The organism is Microvirga splendida (assembly GCF_016427565.1).
Classification (GTDB): domain Bacteria; phylum Pseudomonadota; class Alphaproteobacteria; order Rhizobiales; family Beijerinckiaceae; genus Microvirga; species Microvirga splendida.
The window spans coordinates 1-22,443 of sequence record NZ_JAELXT010000039.1; the positions used below are offsets into that span (position 1 = coordinate 1).

At 63.3% G+C, this 22,443-nt stretch carries 24 protein-coding genes; 10 read left to right on the forward strand and 14 right to left on the reverse strand.

The window, feature by feature from the left end:
- Positions 1-149: 149 nt before the first annotated feature.
- On the reverse strand, positions 150-1,124 hold the full coding sequence (locus JAO75_RS22040) for a LysR substrate-binding domain-containing protein (RefSeq protein ID WP_246742653.1): 975 nt from the start codon (positions 1,122-1,124) through the stop codon (positions 150-152).
- Between the two features lie 110 nt (positions 1,125-1,234).
- Here JAO75_RS22040 and argH point away from each other — a divergent pair, with 110 nt between their 5' ends.
- Genes argH through JAO75_RS22060 form a run of 4 tightly spaced genes read left to right on the forward strand, consistent with a single transcriptional unit; the run spans position 1,235 to position 5,164 of the window.
- Positions 1,235-2,599: an argininosuccinate lyase gene (gene argH / locus JAO75_RS22045; protein WP_246742654.1), complete on the forward strand. Its 1,365-nt coding sequence runs from the start codon at positions 1,235-1,237 to the stop codon at positions 2,597-2,599.
- 51 nt (positions 2,600-2,650) lie between these two features.
- A complete protein-coding gene (locus JAO75_RS22050; RefSeq protein ID WP_246742657.1) occupies positions 2,651-3,532 on the forward strand; it encodes an amino acid ABC transporter permease in 882 nt (293 codons plus the stop codon).
- A 3-nt stretch (positions 3,533-3,535) separates the two neighbouring features.
- Positions 3,536-4,300 carry an amino acid ABC transporter ATP-binding protein gene (locus JAO75_RS22055; RefSeq protein ID WP_199051363.1) on the forward strand — a complete coding sequence of 255 codons (765 nt, stop codon included), beginning with the start codon at positions 3,536-3,538 and terminating at the stop codon, positions 4,298-4,300.
- 30 nt (positions 4,301-4,330) lie between these two features.
- Positions 4,331-5,164, forward strand: coding sequence for an ABC transporter substrate-binding protein (locus JAO75_RS22060; protein WP_199051364.1), 834 nt, complete (start codon positions 4,331-4,333; stop codon positions 5,162-5,164).
- 92 nt (positions 5,165-5,256) lie between these two features.
- Here JAO75_RS22060 and JAO75_RS22065 read toward each other — a convergent pair whose 3' ends face one another.
- The 13 genes from JAO75_RS22065 to JAO75_RS22125 all read right to left on the reverse strand — a co-directional run bounded on the left by JAO75_RS22065 (position 5,257) and on the right by JAO75_RS22125 (position 17,497).
- Positions 5,257-5,805, reverse strand: a complete 549-nt coding sequence (locus tag JAO75_RS22065) for a GNAT family N-acetyltransferase (RefSeq protein WP_199051365.1) — start codon at positions 5,803-5,805, stop codon at positions 5,257-5,259.
- A gap of 389 nt (positions 5,806-6,194) precedes the next feature.
- The gene (locus JAO75_RS22070) at positions 6,195-6,644 is read right to left on the reverse strand and encodes a PaaI family thioesterase (protein WP_199051366.1); all 450 of its coding nucleotides are present in this window, start codon (positions 6,642-6,644) and stop codon (positions 6,195-6,197) included.
- A 24-nt stretch (positions 6,645-6,668) separates the two neighbouring features.
- A complete protein-coding gene (locus JAO75_RS22075; RefSeq protein WP_199051367.1) occupies positions 6,669-7,862 on the reverse strand; it encodes a CaiB/BaiF CoA transferase family protein in 1,194 nt (397 codons plus the stop codon).
- A gap of 9 nt (positions 7,863-7,871) precedes the next feature.
- The gene (locus JAO75_RS22080) at positions 7,872-8,687 is read right to left on the reverse strand and encodes an SDR family NAD(P)-dependent oxidoreductase (RefSeq protein WP_199051368.1); all 816 of its coding nucleotides are present in this window, start codon (positions 8,685-8,687) and stop codon (positions 7,872-7,874) included.
- 14 nt (positions 8,688-8,701) lie between these two features.
- Positions 8,702-9,784: a CaiB/BaiF CoA transferase family protein gene (locus tag JAO75_RS22085; RefSeq protein ID WP_199051369.1), complete on the reverse strand. Its 1,083-nt coding sequence runs from the start codon at positions 9,782-9,784 to the stop codon at positions 8,702-8,704.
- 4 nt (positions 9,785-9,788) lie between these two features.
- Positions 9,789-11,123 (reverse strand): AMP-binding protein, encoded by a 1,335-nt coding sequence (locus JAO75_RS22090; RefSeq protein ID WP_199051370.1) that lies wholly within the window; start codon positions 11,121-11,123, stop codon positions 9,789-9,791.
- Positions 11,120-11,767: a TetR/AcrR family transcriptional regulator gene (locus JAO75_RS22095; protein WP_199051371.1), complete on the reverse strand. Its 648-nt coding sequence runs from the start codon at positions 11,765-11,767 to the stop codon at positions 11,120-11,122. The genes JAO75_RS22090 and JAO75_RS22095 overlap by 4 nt, the downstream gene beginning before the upstream one ends.
- Positions 11,767-12,966 (reverse strand): acyl-CoA dehydrogenase family protein, encoded by a 1,200-nt coding sequence (locus JAO75_RS22100; RefSeq protein ID WP_199051372.1) that lies wholly within the window; start codon positions 12,964-12,966, stop codon positions 11,767-11,769. The genes JAO75_RS22095 and JAO75_RS22100 overlap by 1 nt, the downstream gene beginning before the upstream one ends.
- A gap of 3 nt (positions 12,967-12,969) precedes the next feature.
- Entirely contained in the window at positions 12,970-13,956 is a 987-nt protein-coding gene (locus tag JAO75_RS22105; protein WP_246742655.1) for a branched-chain amino acid ABC transporter permease, read from the reverse strand.
- A 2-nt stretch (positions 13,957-13,958) separates the two neighbouring features.
- A complete protein-coding gene (locus JAO75_RS22110; protein ID WP_199051374.1) occupies positions 13,959-14,825 on the reverse strand; it encodes a branched-chain amino acid ABC transporter permease in 867 nt (288 codons plus the stop codon).
- Positions 14,825-15,562, reverse strand: coding sequence for an ABC transporter ATP-binding protein (locus tag JAO75_RS22115; protein WP_199051375.1), 738 nt, complete (start codon positions 15,560-15,562; stop codon positions 14,825-14,827). Before JAO75_RS22115 ends, JAO75_RS22110 begins: the two co-directional genes overlap by 1 nt.
- Positions 15,559-16,335 (reverse strand): ABC transporter ATP-binding protein, encoded by a 777-nt coding sequence (locus JAO75_RS22120; RefSeq protein ID WP_199051376.1) that lies wholly within the window; start codon positions 16,333-16,335, stop codon positions 15,559-15,561. The genes JAO75_RS22115 and JAO75_RS22120 overlap by 4 nt, the downstream gene beginning before the upstream one ends.
- 10 nt (positions 16,336-16,345) lie before the next feature.
- Positions 16,346-17,497 carry an ABC transporter substrate-binding protein gene (locus tag JAO75_RS22125; protein ID WP_199051377.1) on the reverse strand — a complete coding sequence of 384 codons (1,152 nt, stop codon included), beginning with the start codon at positions 17,495-17,497 and terminating at the stop codon, positions 16,346-16,348.
- A 205-nt stretch (positions 17,498-17,702) separates the two neighbouring features.
- Here JAO75_RS22125 and JAO75_RS22130 point away from each other — a divergent pair, with 205 nt between their 5' ends.
- The 6 genes from JAO75_RS22130 to JAO75_RS22155 are packed head-to-tail and all read left to right on the forward strand — an operon-like array spanning position 17,703 to position 22,438.
- Positions 17,703-18,485 (forward strand): enoyl-CoA hydratase/isomerase family protein, encoded by a 783-nt coding sequence (locus JAO75_RS22130; protein WP_199051378.1) that lies wholly within the window; start codon positions 17,703-17,705, stop codon positions 18,483-18,485.
- A gap of 6 nt (positions 18,486-18,491) precedes the next feature.
- The gene (locus JAO75_RS22135; protein WP_199051379.1) at positions 18,492-19,103 is read left to right on the forward strand and encodes a hypothetical protein; all 612 of its coding nucleotides are present in this window, start codon (positions 18,492-18,494) and stop codon (positions 19,101-19,103) included.
- Positions 19,100-19,489 carry a Zn-ribbon domain-containing OB-fold protein gene (locus JAO75_RS22140; RefSeq protein WP_199051380.1) on the forward strand — a complete coding sequence of 130 codons (390 nt, stop codon included), beginning with the start codon at positions 19,100-19,102 and terminating at the stop codon, positions 19,487-19,489. The genes JAO75_RS22135 and JAO75_RS22140 overlap by 4 nt, the downstream gene beginning before the upstream one ends.
- Complete coding sequence (locus JAO75_RS22145) at positions 19,486-20,637, forward strand: thiolase (RefSeq protein WP_343234671.1); 1,152 nt, start codon at positions 19,486-19,488, stop codon at positions 20,635-20,637. The genes JAO75_RS22140 and JAO75_RS22145 overlap by 4 nt, the downstream gene beginning before the upstream one ends.
- Before the next feature lie 19 nt (positions 20,638-20,656).
- The gene (locus JAO75_RS22150; RefSeq protein ID WP_199051381.1) at positions 20,657-21,571 is read left to right on the forward strand and encodes an SDR family NAD(P)-dependent oxidoreductase; all 915 of its coding nucleotides are present in this window, start codon (positions 20,657-20,659) and stop codon (positions 21,569-21,571) included.
- 3 nt (positions 21,572-21,574) lie between these two features.
- A complete protein-coding gene (locus JAO75_RS22155) occupies positions 21,575-22,438 on the forward strand; it encodes a MaoC/PaaZ C-terminal domain-containing protein (protein WP_199051382.1) in 864 nt (287 codons plus the stop codon).
- Positions 22,439-22,443: the final 5 nt, after the last annotated feature.

Sequence of the window (22,443 nt, forward strand, 5' to 3'; positions counted from 1 at the left end):
ATGGAGAACTTGGCCCATAGCGCGTCCCTCCATCCTGAGGATAATATCGCACCATCAAACCCTGGGATCAAACATCTAGACCGCCGCACCTCCCGGTGCGCGCGATCCGCTCGTTTGCTGCTATGAGAGTAGCTTCCGGCCGCTGTCCGTCACGAGGACGCCTGCACCTCTTCCAGCAGCCATTTCCGAAAAGCTTCCAGTCCGGGACGCATGGCGCGATCTTCGGGCGTCGTGAACCAGTAGGCGTTGCGGCTTTTAAAGCCGAGCCCGGCCGGATTGACCAAACGCCCAGTCTCAAGCTCCTCCTGCACGAGCCGGCGCGGAACCAACGCGAGTCCTTGGCCGGAGATCGCCGCTCGGATGACAAGCGAATAGAACCCAAACCGAGTCGTGTGGACGGGTGTGAAGTCGCCGAGCCCATGTGCCTCGGCAAACTCGCTCCAGCGCAGGGGCGTTTGGAAATGGTCGAGTACGGTGTAGCGGCGAACATCTCTCGCCGTCTCGATGCCTCCCAAGCGCGCAACGAAGGATGGAGCGCCAACCAGAGCGACATCGCGGCCGAACAAGTAGTCGCCTCGATGCCCCAACCATTCCCCCTCTCCGAACCGGAACACCCCATCGGCCGCTTCCGCCGTGTCGGCCGTTACGAAAGTCGTAAACTGCACGTCGATCTCAGGATGGAGCTCCGCGAACCGTGAGAAGCGCGGTACGAGCCAGCGGTCACCGATAATCGGCAGCACATGGAGCCGAACGGCCCAGGGTGAGGCCTTAAGGGCAGAGATGTGTGCGCTGCCTGTCTCAAGCTCAGCAAGGGCACGGCGAACATGCTTTACGTAGATCCGCCCAGCTTCTGTCGGTACGAGGCCACGGCTGCTCCGGGCGAATAGGGAAATTCCCAATGTCTCCTCCAATCCCCGCAGATGCTTGCTTACAGCGCTCTGGGTTAGGTTGACGGCTGCGGCGGCGCCTGAGGCCGTACCATGTTCGGCCACAGAAAGAAGGACGCGGAGGGCGGTCATGGAGTTGGGGAGGCGCTGGATAGTCATGGGCCCGGGTACAGTGAGAAGATGCGGAACAACGATCATTCTATTCCAAAAAAGAATACCGAGGAGAAAATTTTTCATTTGCCAGCCGCAGGTTCCCTTGGGACACCAAAGGGAAAAGGGAAACTGGCATGACCTCAACCAACGTCCTGTGGGCTTCACGCTTTCGCTCGGGCCCTGCCCCGGAGCTCATGGCTCTCTCGCGCTCCGATGTCAGCCATTACCGCCTAGCTGCTTATGATCTCGCCGCCTCATTCTCCCATGCGCGGGAGCTGGTAAGGGCCAAGCTGCTCACTCAGGACGAAGGCGAGTTGATTGAGAAGGCCCTTAGAGCTCTTAAGGCCGAAATCATCGCTGGAACCCTCGCTCCATCCGAGCAGGACGAGGATGTACACACATTTCTGGAGCGAGCGCTCATCGAAAGGCTCGGACCGCTCGGCGGCAAGCTCCGGGCTGGACGCTCGCGCAACGATCAGGCGGCCAACGACCTCAAACTCTATCTCCGGGATCAGGCTCGGCGCATCGTCATCGACCTGTTGAGCCTGCAGGAAGCTCTTACTCTTCAGGCCGAACAGCACCTCGGGACCATAGCCCCCGGCTTTACCCATCTTCAGCCCGCGCAGCCAGTGAGCTTTGCGCACCAGCTCCTTGCTCACTCCCAGGGGTTTACTCGTGACATCGACCGCATGCAGGATTGGGATCGGCGCGCAGCTCGCTCTCCGCTTGGGGCGGCGGCCCTCGCGGGGTCAGCCATTGCCAAGTCGCCCGAACTCTCCGCCCGTGAACTCGGTTACGATGCTCCTTGTGAAAACTCGATTGATGCCGTCGGCAGCCGCGATCACGTAACGGAGTTTCTATTTGTTGCCGCAATGATCGGCGTGAACCTTTCCCGCCTAGCCGAGGAGATCTTCCTCTGGTCCTCGCGCCAATTCCGCTGGATCGCGCTCGACGATGCTTATGCGACCGGCTCGTCCATCATGCCACAGAAGAAGAACGCCGATATTGCGGAACTGACCCGTGGTCGCGCGGCACGCCTCATCGGCGGTGTCGGCACGATGCTAACGGCGCTCAAGGGGTTGCCCTTCGCCTACAATCGCGATCTCGTGGAAGACAAGCGGGCTGCATTCGAGGCAGTCGATACCTTGACTCTCGTGCTACCGGCCATGGCCGGAATGGTTCGGACGATGCAGGTTAATGTGGACGAAATGCGCCGTCAGGCAACGGATGGCTTCACACTCGCCACCGAAGTGGCCGACTGGCTCGCTCGTCAGGGTGTACCCTTTTCGGAGGCTCACGAGATCACCGGCCGCCTGGTCCGATATTGCGAGGACCGCAATATCGGCCTTGAGGATTTGAGCGCAGACGATCTAGCGGCAGTGGACCCGCGCCTGACCCCGGCCCTTATGGCGAGCCTGACGCCCGATGCTGCCGTCAGGACCCGTGACGGCTACGGCGGAACCGCTCCGCTCCGGGTCGCTGAACAGCTTGTTCGCCTACGTTCGGATTTCGACACACAGCGCGAATGGGCGATGCGCTATGACGGTCCGCAGATCTGAACAGGCCGAACAGAGAGAACCGGAATGAGCAGCAGCACCGCATCCTCCTTGATGGGAATGGAGAAGCCTGAGCGTTTCGATCCGTCCATCGCGCATCTTACTCATGTGCCGCGCCGCCACTACGGACGCTGGATCGCGAGCGCCCTGATCCTCGCGGCGTTTGCCTATGTGATAAAGGCATTCGCAGAGGGGCAGATCGACTGGACGGTCGTTGGGCAGTTCTTCACGGCCCAATCCATCATCAGCGGTCTTGGCAACACAATCATCATGACCGTCTGCGCCATGGCTCTGGGCATCGCGCTCGGTGTCCTGTTCGCCATCATGGTGATGTCACCCAATCCGGTACTGAAGGGCGTCGCGGTTTTCTACATCTGGTTCTTCCGCGGCACACCGCTTCTTCTTCAGCTTTTAATCTGGTTCAATCTTGCGCTGGTGTTCCCGCGCATCGGCATTCCGGGCCTGTTCGAGGCTCGCATGGTCGATGTGATGACCCCGTTCGTGGCAACGCTGCTCGGCCTTGGCATCAATCAGGGCGCCTACACGGCAGAAGTTGTGCGCTCAGGCATCCTATCGGTCGATGCGGGCCAGACAGAAGCGGCCAAGGCTATCGGCATGACGCGCCTGACGACCCTGCGCCGTATTGTTCTTCCGCAGGCCATGCGGGTCATCATACCGCCGGTTGGCAATGAGGTGATCAGTATGGTGAAGCTCACCTCCATTGCGAGCGTGATTGGGTTCGCCGAGGTGCTGCGCAACGCACAGACGATCTACTTCGCCAATGCACGGGTAATCGAACTCCTGATTGTGTCCGCTGGCTGGTATCTGATCATCGTGACAGTTCTGAGCATCGCTCAGCATTTCCTTGAACGCTATTTCGCGAAAGGCTCGGGCCGCCGGTCTCGTCCGATGGTTCGCCCGGCCGTGGAGAGTTGAGCCATGATGCCGATCGTTGTTGCAGCCGACGTCCGCAAAGCATTCGGCTCAGTTCAGGCCCTCGACGGTGTGTCGATTGAAATTCCCGCCGGCCAAGTGCTCTGCATCGTTGGGCCCTCAGGATCGGGCAAGAGCACGCTTCTTCGCTGCATCAACCAGCTGGAGAGGATCGACTCGGGAGCCATCTGGGTCGACGGCGAGCTCATCGGCTACCGGCGCGTTGGCAACAAGCTTTATGAGTTGACCGACGCGGAAATTGCTCGTCAACGGCTGTCGAGCGGTATGGTGTTCCAGCGCTTCAATCTATTCCAGCACATGACGGCACTTGAGAATATTGTCGAAGGCCCAGTAATCGTGCAGAAGCGCCGTCGCAACGAAGTCATTGACGAAGCTATGGCGCTACTGAAGCGCGTGGGGCTTTCGGAAAAGCGTGATGCCTATCCGTCGGAACTCTCTGGCGGTCAGCAGCAGCGTGTGGCCATTGCCCGTGCGCTCGCAATGAAGCCCAAGCTGATGCTTTTCGACGAACCGACCTCGGCACTCGACCCAGAGTTGGTTGGCGAGGTTCTGGCTGTCATGAGAGACCTGGCTCGCTCTGGCATGACGATGATTGTCGTGACCCACGAGCTTGGATTTGCACGCGAGGTTGCGAACGAAGTAGTCTTCATGGATCGGGGGGCCATTGTGGAACGGGGCTCGCCGCAAGAGGTGCTGGTGCACCCGAAACAGCAGAGAACGCGCGATTTCATCGCGGCGGTACTCGCTTGATAAATGTTCCCCAGGAAAGGACCGACGACAATGAAACTGACAGCAGGTTTGATCGCGAGCGTGATTGCTTTGAGCTTTGGGACTATGTCCCACGCGGCGGAACTTCCGGATCGCATCAAAAAAGCCGGGAAGATTGTCGTAGCGACTATGCCGAACTATGCGCCAATCACCTTTAAGGATCCGGCTACGAACAAGCTCACAGGCTTTGATATCGATCTCGGCGAGGCTCTCGCGAAGGAACTCGGCGTTGGCATCGAGTGGCAGGAAATTGCCTTCGCACAAATGATCCCGTCACTTCAGACAGGGCGGGTCGACATCGCGCTTGCCGGAATGAGCGATCTTCCGGCCCGCCGTGAGATCGTAGACTTCGTAGACTACATGAAATCCGGCGCGCAGTTCTACACCTCGCCTGCCATGGCGGCGACCATCAAGACGCCCGAAGATCTGTGCGGCAAGAAAGTCGGTGCGAGCCGCTCCACCAATTGGCCCCGGCAGATCGGCGAGTGGAGCCAAGCTAACTGCGTGGCGAGGGGAAAGCGCGCCGTTGAGGCCATCGGCACCGAGGGTTCGGCGGATGCTCGTACACAGCTGAAGACACAACGCCTTGATGCAGCGGTTCAGGGCAACGAGACACTGCCGTACTTCCAGTCGCAGGAGCCGAACAGCTATGTGCTCATCGGCGAAGCCTTCACGGTTTCCCTCTCCGGCATTCCAGTGCTCAAGACTGAAACCCAGCTGCGCGACGCCATCAAGGAAGGGCTCGAGCGCCTTCAACAGAAAGGCATCTATGACGAGATTGTGAAAAAGTACGGTCTTCAAGCGAATAAGCTGACGCCCATCACGATCAATCAGGGTAAGGACTAAACACGGTGACGGGTTCGCGCGATGATGCGTGAGCCCGTCACTATCTTGATCGGCGGCACCAAATGAGTCGGATGTCACACGTTGTTGGGCATTCAAAAACTGCGCTCCTCCTCCTGCGCTACTAGCGCCGGAAGATCTTCCCAGACATACAGGTGGTTATCTGAGCGCCAGATAGGACCAGGATCGGTGTAGTTCCCTACCCTTGTGCCCCTCATCCCATCATAGAAAGTGATGGCTGGACTGTTCCCGGCAACCACACCAAGCCCTACGCCGCTGTAACCGGCTTCCTTCATATGACGCGCGAGGTGAAGCAGGAGTTTGCGGCCAACGCCCCTACGCTTAAATGCGGCTCCGACATAGAGAAACTTGATCTCGGCCCGGCTCTGAAAGATCTCGTGCGAGGCTGGTCCTGCCATCCCGAAGCCTGCCAGTTGCCCGTCGACCTCTGCAACCAGAATAGTCTGCTCACCACCTTTTCTAGCAAGCATGCGTTGCCACCGGTCGAGCCTGACCTCCTCCGTCACGGCGGTAAATGCGGCCTGCGGAGCAAGGCCTCGATAGGTCTCTCGCCACGTATGAAAATGCAACCGTGCAATCAGCATTGCATCCGCTTCCTGTGCCGAACGGATCGAGATAGTCATGTTGTCCTTATTGTCTCGTGGTAACCATTAGCTGCGGCCTACCTCTCACATCCCGACAATAGAGCCAAGTCCGCATTGATCTTAGAACAGCGCTTCAAAAAGGGTTTCGCCGATCGCCGCTGTTTTGCCCATGCACGCCGCGACCGGCACTGGTGCGGCCATCTGTATCGGGTCACCCCAAGGAATCCTCTGCCTTCACGAACGTCTGCTGCTCCTGCCTTAAGCCGACCTTCGCCTCACTTCTGCCTCGTGCCAGCTACTGACGTTTACCATGTAGGCGAGTTCAGTGGCTCCCCCCGACATGCCTATGTTCGAGGCTCTGCCATTGAAGGCCCTGATCTCACGCGTACCAGCTAAATTTGCAGGCAGAATGTTTGCGGCGAAGCTATTCAACCTGCTCCGAGGACCTTCCAGATACCTTGTGCGGAGGCGACGGCGCGCTCGCCTACAACCAGGGTTCCGCGCATAAACAGGATTGAGCGGGTGCGGCGGACCACTTGCGCCGCGACTTCGACGAATTCGCCTACGCCGACAGGCGCAATGAACTGGGTATCAAGTTGGATCGTAGCCTGTGGCAGACCGCCATTGACCTCCCTTGCGGTTAGGCCGAGAGCCTGATCGGCGAACGCCATCAACATGCCTCCGTGCACCACGCCCCGGCGGTTGAGGTGCTTCTCCTCGGCTACAAAGCCGAACCGCAAGCTCTCCCCTTCGCCGTGCTGCCATAAGGGACCGACGAGGGTCATCAGACCGGGCTCGTCGTCGCGCACGGTCCATCCCGCGTCCGGCGGATCGAACGGCGAGATCGGGGGCTCCTGATCCAGCGGCTTGTCACTCATTCGGAATTCCTCGTAGCGTACTCTTCAGCCGGTGAGCGCCTTCGCCTCCAGTTGGTCGATGTCCTGCTCGGACATTCCAAGCTCACGGGCGAGGACCTCACGGGTGTGCTCGCCCAAGCGTGGCGGCGTGACCGGTGGACATACGGGAGTATCCGACAGCCGCAGCGGCGAGGCCGTCAGCCGCAAGCGTCCGTGACGGTCATCCGGCACCTCGACGACAACGTTGCGCTCCACGATTTCGGGGCTGGCGAAGACCTGGGACACGTTGCGCACCTGGCCCGCCGGAACCCCTGCCCGCTTGAGCGTTCCTATCCATTCGGACGTCGTTCGTGTCCTGAAGAGTTCGGCCAGAGCAGGGATTAGGGTCGAACGGTTGAGAACCCGATCACGGTTCTTCCTGTAGCGTTCGTCATCCCAGAGGTCGGGCCGCTGGAGCACCTGGAGGCAGAGATTGCGGAACTGCTGATCGTTGCCGACGGCCAGGGCCAGCACCCCATCGGCCGTATCGAAGATCTGGTAGGGGACAACGGTCGCATGCGCATTGCCGAAGCGCTTGGGCTCGTTGCCGGTCGCCAGATAGCCGGTGCCGACATTTGCCAGCAGCGCGACTGCGGATTCAAAGAGGGAAAGATCGATCAACTGCCCGCGCCCGGTCTTTTCGCGGGCGAGAAGCGCGGCAAGAATGGCCTGGGTGGCGTTCATGCCGGTCACCACGTCGGTGATCGCGATCCCATGCTTCATGGCCGACCCGTCCGGCTCGCCCGTGATCGCCATGAGGCCGCTCTCGGCTTGGATGGCGAAGTCGTAACCGGCCTCCTCGGCGCGGGAGCCTGTGCGGCCATAGCCCGATATCGAGCAATAGACCAGGCGCGGGTTGATGGCGGCAAGCTGCTCGTATCCCAGGCCGAAACGGTCCAGCGCGCCCTTGCGGAAGTTCTCGACGAGTACGTCCGCCTTGGCTGCGAGACGGCGCACGACCTCCTGTCCCTCGGGGGACTTCAGATCGAGCGCGACGGACATCTTCGAGCGGTTGCAGCACATGAAGTAGGTGGACTCGCCGCCGATCTCCGGTGGCATCCAGCTTCGCGTGTCGTCCCCGCGCGTCGGCTCTTCGATCTTCCAGACATCGGCGCCGAGATCCGCGAGCGTCTGCGTGCACCAGGGCCCAGCGAGCACGCGGGACAAGTCGAGGACTTTCACTCCCTCCAGGGCCTGCATGGATCTCTCCTACTCGGCGGCAATCATGTGGAGACCGGGGCCGAGATGGGCAGCGCCGTCGATCTGGATGAGCTGACCCGTCATCAGCCGCCCGGCAGGGCTCGCGAGGAAGGCTACTAGTTCCGCAACCTCCTCAACCGAGGTCGGGATCCCCATGGGCGTCGCCTCGACGAGGCGGTCGAGCATCGGCCGGGCCGCCTCGACGGCGAGGCCTTCCGTTACCACGGTGCCGGGCCCGATGCAGTTGAGCCTGATCCCGTCCTTCGCCCATTCGAGCGCGAGCGAGCGGGTCATGCCCAGAACGCCGGCCCGGGCGGCGATCGAATGGGCGAGGCCCATTGAGCCGCGATCGACGCCGGAGAGGGAGATGTTCGCCACGCTGCCGCGCCGCGCCTTGAGATAGGGGTGGGCCGCCTTCGTTACCGTGAAGACAGCGCTCAGGTTGAGATCGATGACAGAGTCCCACCCTCTCCGGCTAATCTGGGTGCCCGGAGCGAAGAACTGTCCGCCGGCATTGTTGACCAGCAGATCGATGCCCTGCGCCTCTCCTACCTCGCGCACAAGCGCCTCGATCGCCTCGGTCTCGCGGACATTGCAGGGCTTGTACGTGAATGTACCGGCCTTGCCTCCGGCGCGTTTTGCCGTCTCCTCCAGCATCTCGACACGGCGGCCGGTCCCGAAGACGGACATGCCGAGCTCGACGAGGCGAAGCACGATGGCGCGTCCGATGCCGGAGCCTGCCCCGGACACGAAAGCGGACTTCTCTACGAAAAGACCATCGCGGAGCACGGATGCATCGTAGGGCTCATTATAGGAGGATGACATGATCTGGCTCCGGTTCATTCGGCCTGACGGGTGCCGCCAAGCGGCGGGGCGGGCGAGCGGGCGATCCGCTCACCGTCGAAAAGGGCTGGAAAGCTTGGCACGTGCTCCCCGCTACCCAGCCCGCGGCTCACTGCCCCCTGGCGCAGGCTGCGGATCATCTCCACGGCGCTCACCGGATCGCGCACGGCTCCAGCCGGGATGCCTAGTTCGTTCATGACGGCGAGAGCGGCCTCGCAGGTGCGCTGAGCGGTCCAGGCTCCGACCCTCTCGTCGAACTCCTGCGCACAGGCGATGCGCTCCGTAATGGGAGCATCGCGCCCACCGACGAGGGGCTTCAGCTTCGCCCAATAAGGATCAAGACCGCCATAGATGTAGATTTGACCATCCTGGCACGGATAAACGCCGGACGGAGCCGAGGCGCGATCCCTGTTGCCTGTACCCGGCGCCGGCTGGCCGCCCTCGGCGACGAGCAGGGCCGCGGGCCCGAGCAGCATGGCGGCGGCGATCTCCATCATCGAGATGTCGATGATGCAGCCCTCCGCGCGGTCGGGCTCAGCCAAGGCCATGGCCGTGGACAGCGCCGCATAGAAACCGGAGAAGAAGTCGGCGGGCCAGCTCGTGGAGAGCCGCGGGCTGCCGTCCTCCGCTCCATTGAGCCAGGCGAACCCGCTTTCGCACTGGGCGATGGTGTCCATGCAGGTCCGCTCGTCCTGCTGTCCGTAGCCCGAGATCAGGGTCGCGACCAGTTTCGGGAAGCGGCGGCGGATGGAGGCGGCATCGAGGTCGAGACGCCGCAGGGCTCCGGGAGCGAGATTGCAGACGAGGGCATCCGCCGAGGCGAGCAGCTCCCCCAGCCGTGCGCGGTCCGCCTCCTGGCGCGTGTCGATGACGGTGCTCGCCTTGGACGTGTTGAAGCTGCGGGTATAGACGCTCCCGAAGGCTGTGCCCGGCAAACCCCGCGAGCCGTCCCCCGTCGGCGCCTCGATCTTGATGACCTCCGCTCCGAAATCCGCGAGGAGCTGGGCCGCCGTCGGCCCGGCGATGAACTGCGCCAGCTCGATGACGCGTTTCCCTGTGAGCGGGCGCGGCGCTGCCATAGGGCTACTCCATGACTACGCGCTTGGCCTTGTGGACCGTTCTCGGCAGCGTGCCGGCCGGCAGGACCTCGACGATGAAGCGAACCTGCAGGCGCTCGCGGAGCCGGGACGCCAGCTTCTCGCCGAGATCGGCAGGCGCATCGTCCGTGCGCTCCACGCGAAGCTTGACGCCGGTCAGGAAACCGTTCTTCGGGTCCTTCACGGAATCATCAATGACGAGGACATATTCATTGGTCGTCCCGGGAAAGGCCCGGACGATATCCTCGACGGCCGTCGGGAACAGGTTGACGCCGCGCACGATCAGCATGTCGTCGGCACGCCCGAGCACGCCGCCCTTGAGGGTCGCATGGGTGCGGCCATCCGGTGTGGGGGTGCGGTCGCGCACGACTACGTCGCCGGTCCACCAGCGCACGAGCGGACAGGCCTCCTTGTCGAGATGGGTCAGGACGAGGACGCCTCTTTGTCCATCCTCGACCGGCTCGAGGGTGTCCGGGTCGAGGATCTCCACATAGATGAAGTCCTCCGCGATCTGCGGGCCGAGCTGGAGCACGCTGTCCCAGCCGATGGGCTGGCATTCGAGCGCGCCGTAGCAGTCGAACATCTTCGCGCCCCACATGCGCTCCAGGCGCTCGCGGGTGCCGGGGATGCTCGCGCCCGGCTCGCCGCCGACACAGACCATCTTGACGGTGGATGCGGCCAGGTCGACGTCCATCTCCTCCGCGGCCTCCGCCACATGCGCCATGAAGGAGGGTGTGCCAATCACAGCCTTGGTTCCATATTCCTGTATCGTCTCGATTTGCCGCTTGGTGTCCACAGACCCGCCGGGGATCACGAGCGCGCCGATGTGCTGCGCCGCGAGGGTCGCCCCCAGCCCTCCGACGAACCAGGAATAGTTGAACATGCACTGGAAGACGTCGCCCGCCCTCAGTCCCTGGGCGTAGAGATAGCGCGCATAGAGATCGGCCCAGCGCTCCACGTCCCGCTTCGTCCAGAGAACGGGTGACGGGCGGCCCGTCGTGCCGGACGAGAAATGAACCCGGACCGCCTCGTCGACGCCGACCGCCCGCAACGTCCCGAAAGGAGGATCGGCCTGCAGGCCCGCCACGTAATCCGCCTTGCGGGTGACGGGCAGGCGGCGCAGGTCCTCGAGGCTCATCAGCTCGGCCGCCGCGAAACCCGCTTCCCTGAACACCTGTTTGTAATAGGCGCTGCGCTCCTCGACCCGGGCCAGCTGCTTCTTCAGCGCGGCCAGCTGGAACTCCTCGATCCGCTCGCGGGACCAGAGCTCGACGGGATCCCAGACGTCCTCGGAATGGGGGCGGGTCATCTGCGCATTCACGGCTGGGCTCCCTTGAGAATTCCACGCATGGCGAACCCGGTCAGCGTCCGGGCGATCTCGGCAACGTCCTCGGGCTTCTGCAGGCGGCGCGGCACGTACCAGACGGTCAGCCAGTTCAGGGCCCCAAAGAAGGGCTTCGTGGCAAGACGCGGCGGCAGGTCGACGAAAAGCCCATCCCTAATGCCTGCATCGACCACCTCCGCGAAGATCTGCTCGTAGTCGTCGCGCAGCCGTATGATCGAGCGCAGGGTCTTGGCGTGCCGCGCGGCAACCGCGCCCAATAATTCGCGCTCCAGCCCCCGCACGGCGACCTTCTGCATCGGTAGGTCTTCCATCAGGATCGTCGCATGACGCAGCGCCATCGCCTCCAGGCGCTCCGCCGCGTTCCCCTCCCCTTGGGCAATCGGCTCGATCTCGCGGAGGAGGCGCTCCATTGCCGCGATCTGCACATCGAAGTACAGCTCCGCCTTGCTGCCGTAATAGTGGTAGATCCGTCCCTTGGTGGCCCCGAGCCGCTCCGCAACGGCATCGATGGAGGTGGCCGCAAAGCCGAACTCCATGAAGACCTCGGCCGCGGCGCGCACGATCTCGTGCCGCGCCTCGTTGCCGTTCGCCGTCTTGAGGGACGAGATGTCAGCGTCCATCACGCACTCCGTAGCTGCGAGGTTTCCCCCTGCCCTGCGGCAGAGGCGTCCTCGACTTCTTTGCGCACCGCGCGCGCCAGAACAAGACGCTGTATCTCGGATGTTCCCTCATAGATTTCGAGGATGCGCTGGTCGCGATAGAGGCGCTCGGCGATACAGGGCTTGCAGTAGCCGAAGCCGCCCCAGATCTGCACGGCCGCATCCGCCGCGCGGTGAGCGACCTCGGAGCCGTAGAGCTTCGCCATGGCCCCGAGATTGGCGACGTCCCTCCCCTCGTCATAGGCCCTGGCGGCCTCGTAGAGCATCATGCGGGCGGCGGAGATCTCCACCGCCATGTCCGCCAGCTTGAAGCCGATGCCTTGGTTGTCGACGATGGCATGGCCGAAGGCGCGGCGCTCCACCGCCCTAGTGGAGGCCTCGCGATAGGCGGCGAGCGCCAGCCCGAGGGACTGCGCAGCTACCATCACCCGGCCGACATTCAGGGTCTGGAAGGCAAGGCGCAGGGCCCGGTTCACGTCACCGATGCGGGCTTCGTCCGGCACGACCAAATCGAGCTTCAGGTTTGATGTCTGCGTGCCGCGGATGCCCATCTTGTCGGAAAGTTCGTCGATGACGGCGCCGTCCTGCTCCTTGTCGACCATGAAGGCCGAAATACCCCGTCCGCCGGCGCCGGGATCCGTCTTCGCGAAGACCACGTAGTAGCGCGAAGCGCCGCCATTGCCGATCCAGTACTTCTCGCCCCGGATGCGCCAGCCGTCGCCCTCGCGGGTCGCCGTCGCCGTGATCGCAGCGGCGTCGGACCCCGCCTCCCGCTCCGACAGGGCGAAGCTCGTGGCGACGCCTCTCGTCATCTCTCCCAGATAGTGCTTCTTTTGGTCATCCCGACCGGCCAGGAGAACCGGAAAGGCGCCGAGCTGGTAGGCGCAGAGGATGGCCGCCGTCGAGGAGCAGCGGGAGCCGATCCTCTCGACCACGGCGACGGTGGATGTGAGGCTGGCTCCCTCGCCGCCATATTCCTTGGGGATGAAGAGGCCGGCGAGCCTGTTGTCGACGAGGCGCTGCACGTTCTCCCAGGGGTAGCGCTGCTCCCGGTCGAGCTCCTCGGCGAGGGGAGCGAAGCTCTCGTCCGCCATTTTCGCGGCAACGGAGAGCCAATGCCCGGACTCGGCATCCAGGGTGGGCTGCCAGATGACTGTCATGTCTTAGCTCCTCTCGGGAATGGTTTTGCCGATCGGCATGGTGCGTCGTGGAAAGAGGGTGCGGATCGACGCGAAAAGTCCGATGATGCCGTTCGGCAGGAATGCGAGCGAGACGATCAGGACGCTTCCCAGGATGATCTTGTCGACATAGCCGCCGAAGGAGAAGAACTTCTCCTGCACCAGGATCAGTGCGACGCCTGCGAGCGGCCCGAGCAGCAGGCGGCGTCCCATCACGACGACGGCCGTCAGCATGAGGATGAGGAAATAGGCCTCGAGCACGTCCGCGCTGATATAGGCGCGCTGATAGGCGTAGAGCCATCCGGCAGAAGCGGTGATTGGAGCCGACAGGAGAAATACCTGAAGCCGCGTCTGCTGCGGGTCGACGCCGGATGTCACCGCAAGCCTCTGATTGAGGTGCACCATCATCGCCGCCTTTCCCAGTTTCGAACGGCGGAATGACGAGACCATGTAGATGGCGACCAGAAGCAGCAGGTAGGCGACCGGCCAGAGCTCCTGGTCGTTCCGGGCGCTGAACCCGAGCAACGAAATCTCGAAGGGTGGAATGCCGCGCAACCCGTCGGACCCCCCGAGGAAGCTCCAGTTCTGCGCAATCGTCGCCGCCACGACCGCCACCGCATAGGTGACGAGGGAGAACACGAACTCACGCAGCTGCAGGGTCACGAAGCCCAGGAGAGCGGCAACCGCCAGGGCGACGAGGATGGAGCCGGCCAATGACAGGATCGGCCCCATGCCGGCGCTCGCTGAGAGGAGAGCCGTAGTATAGGCGCCGGCCGCGAAGAAGACGGTGTGGGCAAGGCTCACCTCGCCGAGATCCGACACGATGATGTCCAGCCCGTAGGACATCACGGCGAAAATCGCGACCAGGACACAGGCGGCGTAGACCGCCCCCGAGCCTCCGAGCGCCATCGGCACGAAGAACCCGAGCACCGCGGGCGCGGCGAACAGAATGGTTTTCAGACCCGTGTTCATGATCATCGCCCCCCCGGGCTGACGGCTAGGCCGCCAGGCCGGATGACCAGCACCGCGATCAGAACCGCGAAGGCGGCAGCCATGGCGTAGGCCGGCGAGACGAAGGCTCCGAAGAAAGCCACGAAAAGACCGAGCGCGAGGCCGGCAAGATAGCTGCCCAGCACGCTGCCGATGCCTCCGAGGACAACCACGACGAAGGTGATGATCACCTCATCGAAGCCCATGGAGGTCAGGATCGGCGTCCGGGGCGCGACAAGAGCTGCGGCCAGGGCCACCGCCGCTCCCTCGAAGGCGAACACCCCGAGATAGACCCGCTTCACGTTGATGCCGGCGAGCTCCGCCAGCTGCGGATCCTCCGCGACCATGCGCGCGAGTCGGCCGAGGCGCGTCCGGTCGATGATATACTTCAGGGCCGCGAAGAAGAGGATGGCCACGATCACGATAGCGATGTCCTGGTACGTGAACCAGAGGTCGCCCCAGTAGACGTCCTCCATCGACAGAGGCGTTGAAAGAATCTGGCCGGTCGAGCCGAAGAACAGGGCCGCCGCGCCGTGAAGCACGTAGCCGAAGCCCAGCGTGACGATCATGATGGACACGAGATCCTGCTTCAGGGTGAGCTGAAGCATCACCCTCTGCATGACGTAGCCGACGGCGACGCCCACGAGCATGGCCAGCGGAATGGCCAGGATGTAGGGCAGGCCCAGCCGCGAAATGCCGTACCAAGTGACGAAGGCACCCAGCATGTACATCTGGCCATGCCCGAAGTTGACCAGACGGGCGACCCCGAGGAGCACGGTCCAGCCGATGGCGATGAGCGCATAGGCATGGCCGAGAACGATGCCGTTGACGAGCTGCTGCGTGAGATTCATCAGACATGCGCTCCGAGATATGCCTCAGCGATCCGTGGGTCGTCCCGCATTTCGGAGGCGGTTCCCTCGGCGAGAATGCGGCCGCGTTCGAGCAGGATCAGGCGGTCGACGACCTCAATGGCGGCATGGACGTTCTGCTCGACGAGGAGGACCGTGAGGCCTGAATCGACGAGAGAGCGCACGGTTTCGAGAACCGTCGAGACGAGCCGGGGGGCCAGCCCGATGGAGGGCTCGTCGAGCAGGAGCGCGCGCGGTCCGAGCCTCAGAGCGCGGGCGATGCCGAGCATCTGCCGCTCGCCTCCCGAAAGCTGGGACCCGAGATGGTGGCGCCGCTCGTAGAGGCGGGGAAAGAGCGCGTAGACCTCATCGGTCGAGTAGCGCCGCCTTCCCTGGCCGGCCGGAGCATCGTCGGCGGTCGACGCCAAGTTTTCCTCGGTGCTCATCTGGGTGAAGACGAGCTTTCCTTCGGGAATTAGCAGCAGCCCCGCCTTCACCCGCTCATGCGGCGGCAGCGCGGAGATGTCCCTGCCGTCGAGCAGAACCTTGCCGGAGACCTTCGGCGAGCCTCGCGACCACCCCAGGAGGCTGTTCACGAGAGTCGACTTTCCTGCTCCATTGGCGCCGACGACGCCGACGAGCTCCCGCTCGCGAACGGCGATGCGCGGCAGGTCAAGGGCGAGGTTGCCGCCATAGGCGACCTTGAGATCCGTGGTTTCCAGAACTGGTCGGGTGTTCATTGCGCGCGCCCCAGATAGGCCTCGAGAACTCGCGGGTCGGACTGGATCTGCTGCGGCGTTCCGGTGGCAAGCAGCCGGCCCTGCTCCAGCACGACGATCTTGTCTGCGACGGACATGATGAGGTCCATGTGATGCTCGATGACCACGAGGGCCAGCCTCTCCTGCTTGAGCGAGATCAGAAGGTCAATCAGGTGCGTCATGTCCTTGCCGCCCAGACCGGCGGCAGGCTCGTCGAGAAGCAGGGCCTTCGCCCCGCTACCATAGGCCAGCGCAATGGAGAGCATCCGCTGCGTGCCATAGGGAATGTTGGTGGGCTTGAGCCCGTGATAGGCCTCCGGAATTCCGAAGCGCATGAGACGCTGCCGTGCATCCTCGACTGCATCCCGCCGGCGGCGCGCCTCCGCGAACGGGAGCAGCGTCGTGGCAACGAGCCCTGTTCCGTAACGATCCTGGAGAACCGTGATCATGTTCTCCAGAACCGTCATTTCATGGAAGAAGGCATTCTGCTGGAACGCCCGCTTCAGGCCGCGCTCGGCGAGGAGATGTGGCGCGATGTCCGTGACCTCCTCGCCGTTCAGGAAGACCTGCCCTCGTCTGCGGACCAGATGCGTCACGGCATCGTAGCAGGAGCTTTTTCCGGCGCCGTTCGGACCGATGATCCCCAGGATCTCGCCCTCTCGGACGCTCCAGGTGACATCGTCGAGGGCCACCAGGGCGCCATAGCTGACGCCAAGGGCTTCGACGCGCAGAACTGGTCCCGTGACGCCGGACATGGGAGCCCCCTCAGTTCGAGGCCGGACGAACGACGATCTTCTGATCCTCGACCGTGAAGAGCTTATGATTGGACTCAAGCTGGCCATTGGGGGCGAACTTGATGTCGCCCATGACCGTACCGGTGAAGTTGCCGCCACGGATGCGCTTGGCGATGGGCTCCTTGTCCAGGGTCTTCAACTCGTTCACGGCCTTGGCCCAGACCTGAAGGGCCGTCGCGCCGAGCGCCATGTACTTGTCGGGCGTGTAGTTGAACATCTCCTGCGTCTTCTTGACGAACTTCTGGTTCTCCGGGTTAGAGGCGAAGGGCTCGACGTCCGGGAAGTAGATGTCGGCTCCGAGCACGCCATTGGCAGCCTCGCCCGCAACCTGGATTACGCTCGGCGCGACGGTTCCCACCGCCGTCACGAGCTTGCCCGGAAGGCGGCTCTGCTTCGCCTGGCGGATCAGCGCCGGCATGCCGAGGCCCTCATTGGCGTTGATCGCCACGGTCACGTCGGGATTGGCCGCGCGCACGTTGGTGAGTGCCACACGGAAGTCGGCCTGGTTGAACGGAAACTTCTCCTCCGCGACCTTCTCGTACTGATAGTTCATCTTCTTCAGTTCGGCCTCAATGGCCTCCTGCGCGCCGTTGCCGTAGGCATCGTTTTCGGTGAGGAACGCGACGCGCTTGGCTCCGCTGTCCCCGATGTATTTCGCAATGACCGCGCCGTCCTGGGAGTTCGAGCTGTTGAGGCGAACGGCGAGCGGATTGCCTTCGCCCGAGAGAATCGGGTCCGCCTTTGAGATCGCGGTGATGTCCAGGATGCCGGCACGGTTGATCACCGGCTGCATGGCCAGGGTGACGGGGCTGTTCCAGCCCTCGATGATGACCGAGACGCCCTCGGAAATGAGCTCGTTGGCGCGGGACACGCCCACGGCCGGGGTCGATTCGTCATCGCGGGAGATGATCTGGATCGGCCGTCCCATGACGCCGCCGGCATCATTGATGATGGAGGCCATTGCCTGGATAGCTTGGGTGACATGCTGCCCCTGCGGACCGGCTCCTCCGCTCAAGGGAAAGATGACGCCGACCTTGATCGGCTGCTGGGCCTGCGCATAGGCCGGCCCGGCAATAGCGAGGGCGCCAAGGGCCGCCGCGGCAAGAGTCTTCAGAACCTTCATGAGCCTTCCTCCTGTTTGAACGCCGTCCTCGTTTTTATTATTGTCGCAAAGATACTGGTGAGTATGCCGTACTGTCAATCATGATCCGGAACTGTGATAATGTACTCAAAAACGTGAGATTTTTGCTGCATTGCAGCGAATTAAATGCCCCTCTTGTCAACATACCGATCAGTATGTAGCCTCTCCTCAGGAACCAGGAGCAGACATGTCAGCCAGCGGCAATGCTTCAGTAAGAGCCGAGCGGGCCAACGCCGTCCTGCTGCTCACGATTGACAGACCGGCAGCGCGCAATGCGCTGAACCCGGCCATCCTCGAGCGCCTTGCCGAGGAGCTTACTGCAGCCGACCAGGACTCCGCTATTCGCGCCATTGTGATCACCGGAGGAGAGAGGAACTTCTCTGCCGGCGCGGATATCGACGCCCTCGCCGGTCATTCCCCCGCGAGCTACATGGCGTCGCCCACCCGCCGCGCATTCGAGAGCATCGCATCCACGGAGAAGCCCATCGTGGCCGGGGTCGCGGGTTTCTGCCTCGGCGGCGGATGCGAAGTGGCGCTCGCTTGCGATCTGATCGTCGCGGGAGACAATGCCGTCTTCGGACAGCCCGAGATTAATCTAGGCATTATTCCGGGCGCCGGCGGCACTCAGCTCTGGCGGCCGAGGACTGGATCGGGCCCGCAGATCGGGGCCGCGCTGCTCGGGAATTTCGTGGACGTATGGACGGCGCGGCGCATCGGCCTTGCTGATGAGGTCGTCCCCGCAGAGTGCATCGTGGAGGCCAGCATCGCAAAGGCACAGGACATCGCCGCAAAGGCTCCTCTTGCAAGCCGGACGGCGAAGGCCGCGTTGCGCAGCGCTGGCATGATGGACCTGCAGGCCGCCTTAGCCCATGAGGTTTCGCTCATGGCCGGGCTCCTCGGCACCGAGGACGCCAAGGAGGGCACGGCAGCCTTCCTTGAGAAGCGCCCTCCTCAGTATAGGGGGCGCTAGACGGACATGACGGACCATCTGCAAAGCCCCGTCGCGCTGCATCGGATCGAGTTCTCAGGCACCGAAACGGATGCGGAGCGTCTCGCGCGCATGAGGCGTGCATTGCGTGAAGCCGAGAAGTCTGCCGTTCTCGTCCTTGCCGGCTCCTTCGATGGGGATGTGATGGAAGTCGAGGTTATCGGAGAGCTGACGGGTCTTCTGCTGGAAGCTCCCCTTCCCGTCTTCGCCTTGCCTTCCGGCTTTATTGGTCCACGCGGGCTGCCGATCCTGCTCGCAGCGGACCGGGCTATGATCGGTTCCGACACAAGCACAGCCGGCAACTGGCGGAACTCGCCGGCACTGACAGTTCTTCTCCATCACAGACTAGGGCCCCTGCTCGCTCGGGCGATCTTGTTCTCACCGGAGAGCGACCTGCTGGCCGTTCTGACCGAGTGCGGCTTTGCGATCCGCTCAAGCGATCCTGCCGCTGATGCGCGCGAAGTCGCAAACGGCCTCGCGGAGAACGGCATTGGGCGGCGTTTCAAACGCAGTCTCAAGGCCTCGACTGAATTGCCGCTCAAGGAGGCGCTCGCCTTCGATGTCTGGTCTTCCCGCAAAGCTCAAGGAGGAGCGCCATGAGCCCCGATCCCCGCTTTGACGGTCCGGGACCTGAGGAGGTTTGGCTCACCGCATTGAAGGAGGGTCGCTTCCTCCTGCAGCATTGTCGGACATGCCATGCCTGCCGCTTCCCGCCCGCCTTGGTCTGTGGAGCCTGCGGCTCGTCCGAGATCGAATGGAAGGAGGCGTCCGGACGCGGCACAATCTATTCGACGACGACCGTGCGCGAGCGCGACAACAACTACAATGTCTCGTTGGTCGACCTGGCCGAGGGCGCGCGAATGATGAGCAGGGTCGATGGGGTCTCACCGGACGAGGTTCGGATCGGGATGGAGGTTCAGGCACGCATCGTCGCGGAACCGGAGCCGATCGTCCTGTTCGCACCTAGCGCAGGAGGCGCATCGTGAGCCATCCTCTTCGCGGCCGCGCGGCCATCGCCGGCATCGGCAACACCAAGCGCTGGAACGCTCCCGGACGCACGCCCTTCGACCAGATGCAGGAAGCTGTCATCCTTGCGCTCGAGGATTGCGGGCTCGGGCTGAAGGATGTGGACGGGCTATTCTGCGCTATCTCCTCGTCCGGCCTACCCGTCCTCAATGCGGCGGAGCGCCTCGGAATCTCAGTGCGTCATGCAGATGGCACCATGGTCGGCGGCGCCTCTTTCCTGTTCCATCTTCAGAACGCCGTTTCGGCTCTCGACCACGGATTATGCGACGTTGCGCTGATCTGCTACGGCTCCAACCAGTTGAGCGCCGGGGGACGGCTCGTCTCCATGCCGGATCCGCAACCCTATGAGGCTCCCTACAAGCCGCGCTATCCGATCTCGAGCTATGCGCTGTCGGCTGCGCGGCACATGCACGATTACGGCACCACCCGCGAGAACCTCGCGGACGTGGCGCTGGCGGCGCGCACCTGGGCCAATCTGAATCCGGATGCCTTCGCCCGCGGACCGCTGACGCGTGACGAGATCCTGTCGTCCCGCATGGTCAGCGACCCGATCACAAGAGCCGACTGCTGCCTCGTGACGGATGGCGGGGCAGCGCTTGTGCTGATGCGTGCCGACAGGGCGCGGGATCTCGCGAAGCCACCGATCTACGTTCTCGGCACCGGCACCGCCGTGAGCCACCGGCAGATCGCGGCCATGCCCGACCTCACCACGACAGCCGCCGTGGAGTCGGTCCGGAGAGCCTACGACATGGCAGGCGTCGGTCCGTCCGACATCGACCATGTGATGGTCTACGACGCGTTCACGTTCACGACGCTCTTGTTCCTGGAGGATCTCGGCTTCTGCCCGAAGGGAGAAGGTGGATCCTTCGTATCGAGCGGCGCGATCGCGCCCGGCGGCAGCCTGCCCGTGAACACGAATGGCGGCGGGCTCTCGTGCAATCATCCGGGGATGTACGGCCTGTTCACGATCATCGAGGCCGTGGAGCAGCTGAGGGGCGCCTGCGGCGAACGCCAGATCCAGGGAGCCGAGATCGCCCTCGCCCATGCCAATGGCGGCGTGCTCTCGAGCCAGGCGACGGCGATCCTCGGGACAGCGGCAACAATCTGAAAACAGGGAGAATTCGACCATGGCAGGAATGCTGGACGGCAAGGTCGCAATCGTCACGGGCGCAGGCCAGGGTTTAGGCAGAGCCATAGCGGAGGGCTTGGCCAAGTCGGGTGCAAGCGTCGTCGTCAACGATGTCGGCGTCACGCTGACGGGAGAAGTCGAGAACGCCTCCGCGGCCGAGGAGGCCGCAGCAGCGATCCGCAGCGCCGGCGGACAGGCGGTGGCGAACCGCGACTCCGTGTCCGAGTGGGAAGGCGCCGAGCGCATCGTTCAGGCGGCGTTCGACAATTTCGGCCGGATCGATATCGTCGTGAACAATGCCGGGATCCTGCGCGATGCAATCTTCCACCGCATGTCGCCGGATGAATGGCGCGCCGTCATCGACGTGCACCTCCACGGAAGCTTCAATGTCAGCCGCGCGGCCGCACCGCATTTCAGACAGCAGCAATCCGGCTCCTACGTCCACATGACTTCGACGGCGGGGCTGATCGGCAATTTCGGTCAGGCGAACTACATGGCGGCCAAGCTCGGCATCGTCGGCCTGTCGCGCGCCATCGCCATGGACCTGCAGCGCTTCAATGTCCGCTCCAACTGCATCGCTCCGTTCGCCTGGAGCCGGATGGTCAGCTCCATCCCGACAGAGACGGAAGCCGACAAAACCCGGGTCGCCAAGCTCAAGCAGATGACGCCAGAAAAGATCGCACCCATGGTCGCCTTTCTCGGATCGGACGCGGCCAAGAGCATCTCCGGCCAGGTTTTTGCGGTTCGTAACAACGAGGTCTTCCTGATGAGCCAGCCGCGCCCTGTCCGCTCGCTCCATCGCGGCGAAGGCTGGAGCCCCGAGGCCCTCGCCGAGCAGCTTCCTGGCGCCTTCGGCCCCTCGCTGACGCCGCTCGAGCGCTCCGCGGACGTTTTCTCCTGGGACCCTGTCTGATCCATGCCTCTCGATCCCGAAAAGCTCTTCGCTCTCCGCTTTCCCGAGATCCGCCAGACCTACACCTGGCGGGACAGCGTCATCTACGCCCTCGGCCTCGGCTTCGGCCTCGATCCCGTGGATGAGCGGCAACTGGGCTTCGTCGTCGAGACGAAACTCAAGGCGGTGCCGACCATGGCGAACATCCTCGCCTATCCGGGCTTCTGGATGCGGGACCTGGACACCGGCATCGACTGGGTCAAGGTCGTTCACGGCGAGCATGCCATGCGCCTCCATCGTCCCCTGCAGCCTGAAGGCGAGATCGTCGGCCGCACCCGAATTGTCGATCTCGTCGACAAGGGCGAGGGAAAGGGCGCGCTCGTCTATGCCGAACGGGTCATCGCGGATGCAGCGACCGGCGAGAAGCTGGCGACGCTCCTCCAGACCGTATTCTGTCGCAGCGACGGTGGGTTCGGCGGCAAGAGCGAAGCTCCGCACGTGCCACATGCCATTCCGGAGCGCGTGCCGGACCTGAGTGTCGACATGCCCACGCATTCCCAGATGGCGCTGATCTACCGCCTGTCGGGAGATTTCAACCCCCTTCATGCGGACCCTGTTATCGCACGCGCGGCAGGCTACGAGCGCCCGATCCTACACGGCCTCGCCACCTATGGCGTCGCCTGCCACGGCCTCATGAAGGCGCTCTGCGAATACGAGCCCGAGCGGGTTCAGACCCTCCAAGGGCGCTTCTCCGCGCCGGTTTTTCCGGGCGAGACGATCACGATCGACATCTGGCGGGAGGTGCCCGGTCGGGCGGCCTTCCGGGCGCGCATCGCCTCTCGCGAGGCCGTGGTGTTTAACAATGGCCTCTTCGAGTACGCGGCCTGAGGAGA